Source organism: Sulfitobacter brevis (assembly GCF_900112755.1).
Lineage (GTDB): Bacteria > Pseudomonadota > Alphaproteobacteria > Rhodobacterales > Rhodobacteraceae > Sulfitobacter > Sulfitobacter brevis.
On sequence record NZ_FOMW01000038.1, the window covers coordinates 1 to 9,459 of the forward strand.

At 53.4% G+C, this 9,459-nt stretch carries 11 protein-coding genes; 6 read left to right on the forward strand and 5 right to left on the reverse strand.

The window, feature by feature from the left end:
- Positions 1-31: 31 nt before the first annotated feature.
- The 4 genes from BM174_RS19970 to BM174_RS19985 form a co-directional block, all read right to left on the reverse strand.
- Positions 32-472, reverse strand: a complete 441-nt coding sequence (locus BM174_RS19970; protein WP_093925574.1) for a phosphosulfolactate synthase — start codon at positions 470-472, stop codon at positions 32-34.
- A gap of 81 nt (positions 473-553) precedes the next feature.
- Entirely contained in the window at positions 554-1,408 is an 855-nt protein-coding gene (locus BM174_RS19975) for an MBL fold metallo-hydrolase (protein WP_093925575.1), read from the reverse strand.
- Complete coding sequence (locus BM174_RS19980) at positions 1,405-2,838, reverse strand: sulfatase family protein (protein ID WP_093925576.1); 1,434 nt, start codon at positions 2,836-2,838, stop codon at positions 1,405-1,407. Before BM174_RS19980 ends, BM174_RS19975 begins: the two co-directional genes overlap by 4 nt.
- Positions 2,835-3,299: a MarR family winged helix-turn-helix transcriptional regulator gene (locus BM174_RS19985; protein ID WP_093925577.1), complete on the reverse strand. Its 465-nt coding sequence runs from the start codon at positions 3,297-3,299 to the stop codon at positions 2,835-2,837. The genes BM174_RS19980 and BM174_RS19985 overlap by 4 nt, the downstream gene beginning before the upstream one ends.
- A gap of 98 nt (positions 3,300-3,397) precedes the next feature.
- Between BM174_RS19985 and BM174_RS19990 the strand changes: the two genes are divergently transcribed.
- From BM174_RS19990 to BM174_RS20010, 6 genes are all read left to right on the forward strand, one after another.
- Positions 3,398-4,351: a tripartite tricarboxylate transporter substrate-binding protein gene (locus BM174_RS19990; protein ID WP_093925578.1), complete on the forward strand. Its 954-nt coding sequence runs from the start codon at positions 3,398-3,400 to the stop codon at positions 4,349-4,351.
- Positions 4,352-4,371: 20 nt separating this feature from the next.
- Positions 4,372-4,917, forward strand: a complete 546-nt coding sequence (locus BM174_RS19995; protein ID WP_093925579.1) for a hypothetical protein — start codon at positions 4,372-4,374, stop codon at positions 4,915-4,917.
- Positions 4,917-6,497, forward strand: coding sequence for a tripartite tricarboxylate transporter permease (locus tag BM174_RS20000; protein WP_093925580.1), 1,581 nt, complete (start codon positions 4,917-4,919; stop codon positions 6,495-6,497). The genes BM174_RS19995 and BM174_RS20000 overlap by 1 nt, the downstream gene beginning before the upstream one ends.
- Positions 6,498-6,523: 26 nt before the next feature.
- A complete protein-coding gene (locus tag BM174_RS20005) occupies positions 6,524-7,126 on the forward strand; it encodes a pyridoxamine 5'-phosphate oxidase family protein (protein ID WP_093925581.1) in 603 nt (200 codons plus the stop codon).
- 68 nt (positions 7,127-7,194) lie between these two features.
- Positions 7,195-7,572, forward strand: coding sequence for a hypothetical protein (locus BM174_RS20940; protein ID WP_143092508.1), 378 nt, complete (start codon positions 7,195-7,197; stop codon positions 7,570-7,572).
- A 131-nt stretch (positions 7,573-7,703) separates the two neighbouring features.
- Positions 7,704-8,825: a TauD/TfdA family dioxygenase gene (locus BM174_RS20010; RefSeq protein ID WP_093925582.1), complete on the forward strand. Its 1,122-nt coding sequence runs from the start codon at positions 7,704-7,706 to the stop codon at positions 8,823-8,825.
- 334 nt (positions 8,826-9,159) lie between these two features.
- Here BM174_RS20010 and BM174_RS20015 read toward each other — a convergent pair.
- The coding region (locus tag BM174_RS20015; RefSeq protein ID WP_143092509.1) for an integrase core domain-containing protein at positions 9,160-9,459 on the reverse strand (300 nt) is incomplete at its 5' end.

Sequence of the window (9,459 nt, forward strand, 5' to 3'; positions counted from 1 at the left end):
GTGGCCGGATGCCCCGGAATCCATGGCCGGATCAAATCGGTATGGGTGGCCGGATGCTATCGGTACAGGTGGCCGGATCACCCCGGAATACGCACACTGCTTCAGTTTTTGCAGCAGCGGACAACGGCACAAGGTTTTCTGAAACCTCAACCGCATCAAATCCAACCTCAACCATCTCGGCCAGCATTGCATCATAGGTGCCCTGCTTGAGTGTTAATTCAGTTAACAATCCGCCATTAGCGGTGGAAATACCTGCATCGCGATATGCGCTGAGTTTTTGCTTGAGCAAATCAACCGGCATAAACCGCGGAATCCCTGCGGCAATCTTTGCCTTGTCCACCAGATGCCCTTGCGAGGCCAAAATATCCTTTTGCTGGCCCAACGGAATACCCCAATCAATCATCATTGTTGTCCCGCAGCTACGTGGCTTTTCCTGGCGTGTCGGAACTTCTATCTGCCCAAATGCAGCCATTTGTTAACTCTTTCATTCGTTGGTTGGACTTTGCGAGAGGTCAATCTCGGTCGGATTTTAGGTGGACAGCTTGGTCTGCGGTCAGATCTGATAAGTTTGCAGATCTTCAACAATGTCTGCCTCGCCGTCAAAGTGGGTGGCTAGATCATTTCTAGCCGCAGCATGTCCGGCATCAGTGTCCATGTGAATTCGGAAATGAGTTAGATACAGACGCTTTACGCCAGCACCTTGAGCCATCTGTGCCACATCTTTTGGATCAGGACTCATCGCCTGAAGCACCGGATGCACCTCTTCTCCGCTTCCACGATAACACCAATGAAGTAGGAAATCAGCGTCTTGGGAAAGAGCGGCAACCCTATCATTGATGCCCGTGTCGCCAGAATAGACAAACTTTTTGCCCTCATGCTCCACCGAAAATGCTAGACATTCCAAAATGGGTTGACCGTGGGTGGCCTCAGCTGACCCAAGCGTCCAACCATTACCCTGATATGAAAATCCCGGCTCGATTTCGGTTATTTCGGGCATAGGCCATGGACGGGGCAAAGTCCCGCCACGAGCGACCCAGACCTGTTGGCTTGGGACAGCTTCGGTGCGCGCACGCAGATCGTTTTGCAATACGCCATCAGGCCCAAAATAGCCTTCGTTAATTTTCGCCAAGGGCTTGGGTCCGAACACTTTGATCGGCGCGCCGCCTTCGTCCCAAGCAGCATGCACCAGTCTCGCGTAGTCCATCATGTGATCAGAGTGATAATGGGTAAAAAACAGATGTGTGATATCTTTTGGAAGGCGGTTTGAGCGGATCAGGTTATCGACAACCCCGCCACCGCAATCAAACAATATCTTGTCGGTGCCGATTTCCAGCAGGTATCCCGTGGATGCACGGCGGATATATGCCTCCGGAGAACCAGAGCCGAGGATGGTGAGTTTCATGGTCATGGCGATACTTTCGGTGGAGGCGTCGCACCCGGCGCGCCAAGTTTAAATGCGGCCTCCCGGCCACCATATGATTGGATCAATGTGGCCTGATCGGCAAAAGCCGTGGCGTTTGTTTGTTCGGGGTTACAGATGCGGTTCAATTCGGCATGAAGGTTTGCGCTTATCTCTGCATGCTCCGGTGATCCCGCCAGATTGCGTAACTCTTCCGGGTCGCTCTCAAGATCGAAAAGTTCATCGGCAAACCCGACATAGCGGATCAGTTTCCAGCACCCTTTGCGCAGCATGAACGCGCCCGACACAGCCCCCGCCGCATGGTATTCGCTAAAGACGGCACGCAAGGCATCAGCCGGGGCGGATGCGATTTGTGGCAAAGGCGTGATGCCATCCGCACCATCGAATTCGGCTCCAAAGTGATCCGCGATCGTAGCGGAGACGTCCAGCAGGCTAACGGGTGTGTCGCAGACACCTTGCGTCACGTCAGGGCCAGCCATAATCAGCGGCACAGCGGCGCTTTCCTCATACATATTGGATTTACCCCAAAGACCCCGCGCACCCACGTTATCACCATGATCAGAACTGTAGATCACGGTGGTGCTGCCCGTCAGGCCTGCACCCTCAAGCGAAGCCATGATTTGCCCCACGTTGTGATCCAGCCATGAACACAGCCCATAGTAGGAGGCCATCGCAACCAACCGCTCTTCGGGCGAGGTGAATTTGGCCTCTGAATCCATAAATGCATTTTGCTTTTCTACCCAAGGATGGCGTGCATGGCCCTTTGATGGATGCAGTTTGACGTCTGGCATACTGTCGGGCGGGTAGAGGTCATAGAATTCCTGCGGGACCACCAAAGGGAAGTGGGGCGCGACGAGCCCTACATAGAGGCACCACGGCTTATCTGCATCCGTATGCTCGGAAAGCCACGTCTTGGTTCGCTCAACCACAGCGGCATCGTATTTCGTATACTTGCTGTACCCCGGCCCAACGTAGTCACCCAACATTCGGCCCTTGCCGATCTTGCGCGTCTCCTCAGCCCGCACCGATGCCCAGACCATGCCCACACCATCCGCGACCATCATCGGGATGTGTTCGACATCAAAACCGGCGGGGTCTTCCTCGGCGCGGTAATGTAGCTTACCGATGCTTTCGACGGGCACACCTTTGTCTTGCAACGCATGCCCCCAGCCACGGATGGACCCGTCATAGGGCATCGCATTGTCCCACAGCCGCGTCTGATGCGGATAAAGCCCAGTTGCGAAACTGGCACGTGCAGGGACACATATCGGGCTGGGGGTATAGGCGTTCGAGAACAGTGTGCCGCGTGCCGCCAGTGCATCCAAATGGGGCGTTTGGACAAACGGATGACCCGCACAGCCCATAGCACGTGCCTGATGTTCGTCTGACAGGATCACCAACAGGTTTGAGGGTTTCATGGCAAGTCCCTGCGCTCTGACACCGTATCAATCACGGTAAGAACTTTGAAAAAGGTCTCAAGTTCGGATTCCGTAATATCTGCTAACAGCATGTCTTGTCGTCTCTGCATGACAGGCATCAACCGATCGCTCAGCGTGCGGGCTTTGACAGTCAAATGCACCTTTTGTTTGCGGTGGTCTGTGTCGTCTTGCTCGGTAGTGATCAAGCCTTTGTCGACCATCTTGCTGATCTTGCGGCTCAACTGCCCCTTATCGATCTGGACCTCGCGGGCAAGTTTGCTCATCGTTGCGCCCTCGTGAAGGCGCAACAGTTGGATAATGCGCCATTCGACCAACGTGAGATCGGACATAGATTTCAAAAAGTAGGACGCTTGGGCATTTAATTTGTTTTGAGTGCGCGCCAACCTGAAGGTCACGAAAGAAGTGAGAGCGCGCAAATTAGGTATGACTGTTTCTAGCATGTTGCCAGTTTCCGCGATTTTTGTTGACAGGTCAACTAATTTATGGATTTCTATCGTTCAAAGCCGAAAAGGTTTGTGCAATCCAGGGAGGATACCGAATGAAAACGTTTCTAAAAGCTGCCAGTGCAGCCCTGCTGCTGACTGCCGCGACCACCACCGCGACACTTGCCGATGGGCACGCGTGGAAGCCCGAAGGCCCGATCAAAATGATCATCGCCTTTGCCGCCGGAGGCAGTGCGGATACATCAGGCCGTTTGATCGCAGACGAAATGACAACCGCAACAGGTTGGGACATCATCCCCGAACAGGTCACTGGCAAAGGCGGCATCAACGCCTTGTTGGCCCTCAAGGACGCGCCTGCAGACGGCACAACTATCGCACTCGTTGTGACGGAATCGCTGGGCTATAACTCGGCCGCATCCAAAGAGGCAGGCGTGTCGCCAGCTGATTTCACAGGTCTGACAACCACAGCAGGTTTCCAGATGGGTGTCGTTGCCAAAGCAGACACCGGTTGGGCCTCTTTTGACGACATGATCACGGCGGCAAAAGGCGGCAAAGACATCCGCTTTGGCGTGATGAGTCCCAAGCTGGCCGATCTGGCATACCTTCTGGGCGAGGCAAATGGCGTGGAGTTCAACATCATTTCTGTCAAAGGCGGCAAGGCAGTCATGAACGGCGTGACGGCTGGTGATATGGATGTAGGCTTTATGGCCGGTGTTCAGGGTAAAGGTGTTGCTGCGGGCGATCTGGTCAACTTGGCCTCCGGCATGAGCACCGCGCTCAAGCAGACACCTGATGCGCCGAAGATTGCGGACCTTGGCGTCGCGTATAACGCTGACGGTTATTACGTATTCGTCGCACCCGCAGGATTGCCTGACGATGCCCGCGCTGCCCTCAGCGAAGCGATCGCCAGCGCCACAGGCACAGGCAAAGCAGGCGGCATGATCACCAAGGCATTTGGTGGGGCAACCAACATCATGGGTGCTGATCTGGATGCACTGCTGCAAGCGGAGTACAACAACGCTGGTGCATTGATGCAGGCCGCGCAGTGAACGAGCAAAGGGGCCAAGCCATGTTCAGCCGCCTTACCGGTGACAAATGGCTTGGCCTACTGGCAATTGCCGCCGCCCTTTTGTTTATCTTTGTCTGGGTTCCTTTGGATACCGAGACGGGCTTGATCGAAAAGGTGCGCCGCCAAGTGCGTTTGGGCGATAGCCTTGGCCCCGTGCTGGCGGGTGGAGTCATCCTGATTGGCGGCATTTTTACGTTTGCGCGACCGAACGCAGATGCCGCAACGCTCACGCGACATAACCTGCGCTGGATGGTTGTGTTGCTGAGCATCATCACGATCAGTCTTGTCTTGATGCGCTTTGCTGGTCCGCTTGTGACCTCAGTGCTCACAGAGACACCGTACCGAGCACTACGCTCAACACCCCCTTGGAACTACATCGGCTACCTCACAGGTGGCACCTTCCTGATTGCAGCACTTATATCTGTCGCACGGGGCAAGATCACGCTCTCGGTGATGCTGGTTGGCATTGTGGCAAGCCTTGTCTTTGCACTGCTATACGACCTCCCTTTTGATGACCTGCAGTTGCCACCAAACGGTGATGTGTGATGACAGTCTGGGATCATGCACTTCTCGGGGTGGCTTCTATCTTTAGCGGGCCAGAGGCATTTTCCGTTCTGGGCATCAGTATTTCCATCACATTGGTGATGATTGCGCTTGGTTTTCTGATGGGCATAACCGTGGGCGCGACACCTGGTCTGGCTGGGCCGATGGCGATGGCGATTGCTCTGCCGATCTTGATTTCGATCTTTGGCTACTCTCAGGACGCATTCTTGCCCGTCATGGGATTCCTCATCGGAATTATGAAGGGGGCCACTTTGGGCGGCGCGGTGCCTGCAATCCTATTTAACATACCGGGCACTCCTGACGCATACATGACCACGTTTGACGGTTATCCGATGGCGCAAAAAGGGCAGGCAAAGAAGGCACTGAAGGTCGCGCATTTGTCATCTGTATCGGGCGATACATTCTCGGATATAGTACTAGTGCTGTGCGCGCCGTTCTTGGCCGTTCTGGTTGAGAGCTATATTGACCTGCCCGAAAAGACTGGCCTTTTAATCCTGTCATTGGCGTTTATCGCAGCGGTGATAGGTGACTCAGTGGGCAAAGGGTTGATCTCGATGGGGCTAGGTCTGATGGCAGCGATGGTCGCAACCGGAGAGGATTTCTATCCCCGTCTAACCTTTGGAATGCCCGAACTGGCGCAAGGGTTCCCGGTTGCCACTGCAATCCTTGGTGTTTTGATTTTAGGCGAAGTCTTCAAATCAATCGAGGACATGGTCCGCAGCGGTATTCGACCTCGTGATACAATCAAGTCGACTGTTGATGGCGATACCCTCACATTCAAAGATGTGAAACGCTTGGCACCCTATATTGCCCGCTCATCACTGATTGGCACTATCATTGGCGCATTGCCGGGTATTGGATCAACACTGGCGGCAACGCTGGGGTATACCTATGCACGCAATCGCTATGCATCTGTCAAAGCACAAGATGATCCCGCTTTTGGAGAGGGTGCGCCCGAGGGCATCGCAGCGACCGAGGCAGCCAACTCGGCCGTGTCTGGTGCGAACCTTATTCCCGTCCTGTCCCTTGGCATTCCAGGCAATGCAGCGGCGGTTTTCCTAATACTCGGCATGGAAAGTATTGGCGGCTTTAACCCCGGTCCATCTGTATTTCGTTTGCCTTCCGACGGGATCAATCCCGAGCTGGTCATGGCGTTTGGTTTGTTCGCCGCGATGTTCCTGACCAACGGTCTGAATTGGACCATCGGGGGGGTCCTTATGCGCGCCGTTGGCGTCATGGCACGGGTTTCCACAGAGGTACTATTGCCTGTGGTCCTGCTGCTGACGTTAACTGCAATCTATGTTCAAGAAACGTCTATGGCGGCCATCTGGATCGCCGTTGGTTTTGGCATTCTGGGCTACATTATGCGCCGCGTTGGCATGTCGCCCCTGCCCTTTGTCATTGCCTTCATCCTTGGCGGTAATCTGGAACAAACCGCGCGTCAGGCTTTTGCCGCCACAGGGGGCGACCCATTCTTCCTATTCACCCATCCCATTGCCGCACTTTTCATGCTGATGTCGCTGGCTGTAATTGTTTTCAATCTAAGAAAGTCCCCCTCATGACCCGACCAAACATTAAGGAAAATCCAATGAACCCAATTGATTCCACCGCAGATCTTGAAGCGCTTTATGGTGATATTCCGCCAAGATCACTGAGCAAAGTCGTAACGACTATGACGCCGCACTATCGCACTTGGATCGAAGCCTCGCGTTTTGTTGTGGTCTCTACCGTTGGACCTGAAGGCACAGACGGTAGCCCGCGCGGCGACGATAGATCGGTTGTTGAAATCGCTGATGATAAGACGCTGCTTTTACCAGACTGGCTCGGCAATAATCGCATCGATAGTTTGCGCAATATTGTAAGTGATGATCGAGTTAGCCTGATGTTCATGGTGCCTTCCTGCACTAACGTTATTCGAGTGAATGGAACCGCAATTATTACCGCAGATACGGCTGTCCTTGGCCGCTTTGAAAAGAACGGCAGGTTTCCCCGTTCGGTCATCGCGATCACTATTGGTGAGATGTATTTTCAATGCGCCAAAGCGATTTTGCGTTCAGGGCTTTGGAAGGGTGATGGAAGCGATATCAAACTGCCAACTGCAGGCGATTTAGTAAAAGAAGGCAATGCATTGTTTGATGCCAAAGCCTTTGATGACGGCTATGCAGAATTCGCCAAACCGCGCATGTGGTAGCGGTTATTCGTGAACCCAATCTGCGCTTTGCATCACCATTGAGTGGCTCAAGCATGGTCGCAACGCGGATGAGCCGTTTTGTACATGGGGCAGATTTCCTGATCCGCATCACCCGTTTGACGCGCCTGAACCATGGTCGCGGTTGCACGATCCCACGGACGTTGACCTCCCCGACGATCGAACCCGCAATTTCAAAGATTGATGACCGCAAAGAGCCCATTGTGAAGACCTTCTGTAACTTGGCAAATGGCTCCTATCGAAAGAGAGGAAAAAGGCCTTCAACAACTGCTTTGGTTTTGAACGGGCTTTTTGGCGGTGCAAAACGATGTGGTTTGCGGGTTGCCAAAAGCAAGCGTTCTAGGAACAGACCTGACTATCCAAGACAAACTCCATCGGCCCTTGCCCTGATTTTTATGTTGGCTTATCGAGCGACCTATGACGTTTGATATCACACATGTTTTGTTAGGGGGCCGCGCCATTGGCTCGCCCTACGGCAAGACGCAGGAGTGGTGGCCGCCGCCCCAATTTTAATCCTCCCTGATTAAATTTACATATACTCAAACGAATAGGTATCCCTATGACTGTAAAGACCCTCGCGGTCCGCACGGACACGCTTGTCGTGACGTGGACAGACGGCACCACCACATCATTCCCCACAATCTGGCTGCGCGACAACTGCCCTTCCGGATTGCACCCAGACACCCATGAACGCTTGCTTGATTTGCTGGCCATAGATGAAAGGCCAGTGCTGACGGCTGCCGCGATTGATGGTAAGACAGCCGTGCTTAGCTATACAGACGGCCATACAAGTCAAATGCCAATCTCTTTGATGAATGCGCATCGCCCAGGTCGCCCAAACGGTGACGCAGGTGATATTCCTGCACAGCTTTGGCGGGCAGATCACGGTGCGCAGAACATCTCACGGCACGCATCTACACCAATCCTTACCGATGATTTGGCGCTGAACATCTGGATGAGAGACACCGCAAAATTCGGCCTGACAATTGTCGATCAGCTACCGAACGACACGGATTCAGGGGTTCATATCGCCAAGCGTATCGGGTTTTTACGGGCAACAAACTTTGGCACCACGTTTGAAGTCATCAACAAACCTAACCCAAACAACCTGGCCTATACCTCCGTTGCATTACCATTGCACACTGATCTTCCCAACCAAGAGGTGCCTCCAGGCTACCAGTTCTTGCATTGCTTGGCCAATGAAGCCACAGGCGGCGGTTCATTATTTGCCGACGGCTTCGCGATGGCAGAAGACCTTCGCGACGAAGATCCAGAAGCGTTTCGTTTACTTTGCGAGGTCGCAATTCCGTTCCGATTTCACGATAAAACTGCGGATATCCGAGTCCACAGACCTGTTATTACACTGGGTGCAAAAGGCGAAGTCATCGAGATCCGCTTTAACGCGCATCTGGCAGGCATCTTCGACATGGCTGCAGACATTATGCCCGCCTACTACCGTGCGTACCGCACCTATATGGCCAAAACTCAGGATTCGAAATATCGTCTGACGCTTAAGCTGAAAGGCGGGGAGATGGTCGTGTTCGATAATCGACGCGTTCTGCATGGACGGGACTCTTTTGACCCTTCCACAGGCTTTAGGCACTTGCACGGCTGTTACGTTGACCGTGGCGAATTTTTCTCGCGCCTTCGTCTGTTGGCCAACACTGCGACGGCACCATAACATCGGAAAGAATTCAAATAGGGCCGTCCAAAATGGGATGGCCCTATTTTACCTTTAGCGCTAAAAGTCACGACCTGTTAACGCTGCAATAACTCCCAGAATAAGTACCCGAAATACCTTTGTATGCCTCCACCGAGTATTCCAAAAATTACTGTTTTTAGAAGGGCGCAATCCGAAAGCAGACTTTGGATGAAATTCGGCCAACGGTAGGAAAAGTCCGCGACCTGCTAGTTCGATCTCGTCGCGGCGAAAGGGCGATTTGGATTTGGCACCTGATGACAGGTTTCAAAGGCTGGGTAATCCCCCCATTTTTAATGGGGTTCAGCCGTAGAATTCAGGCGGCTGTTTTCAGTTTCATTGCGGGCGTGATGCCGCCGATGCCCATGTTGGGTCGTTCATTGTTGTAAGTCCAGAGCCATACCGTGGCATGATCCTGTGCCTCCTCGATGGTTTCAAAGATGTACTGGCTGAGCCATTCGCCGCGAACCGTGCGGTTGTAGCGTTCGATATAGGCGTTCTGTTGGGGTTTTCCGGGTTGGATGTATTCCAGCCTAACGCCTTGTTTTTCGGCCCATTCCATGAGCTTTCCACTGACATATTCGGGCCCATTATCGATACGAATAGCCTTGGGCTT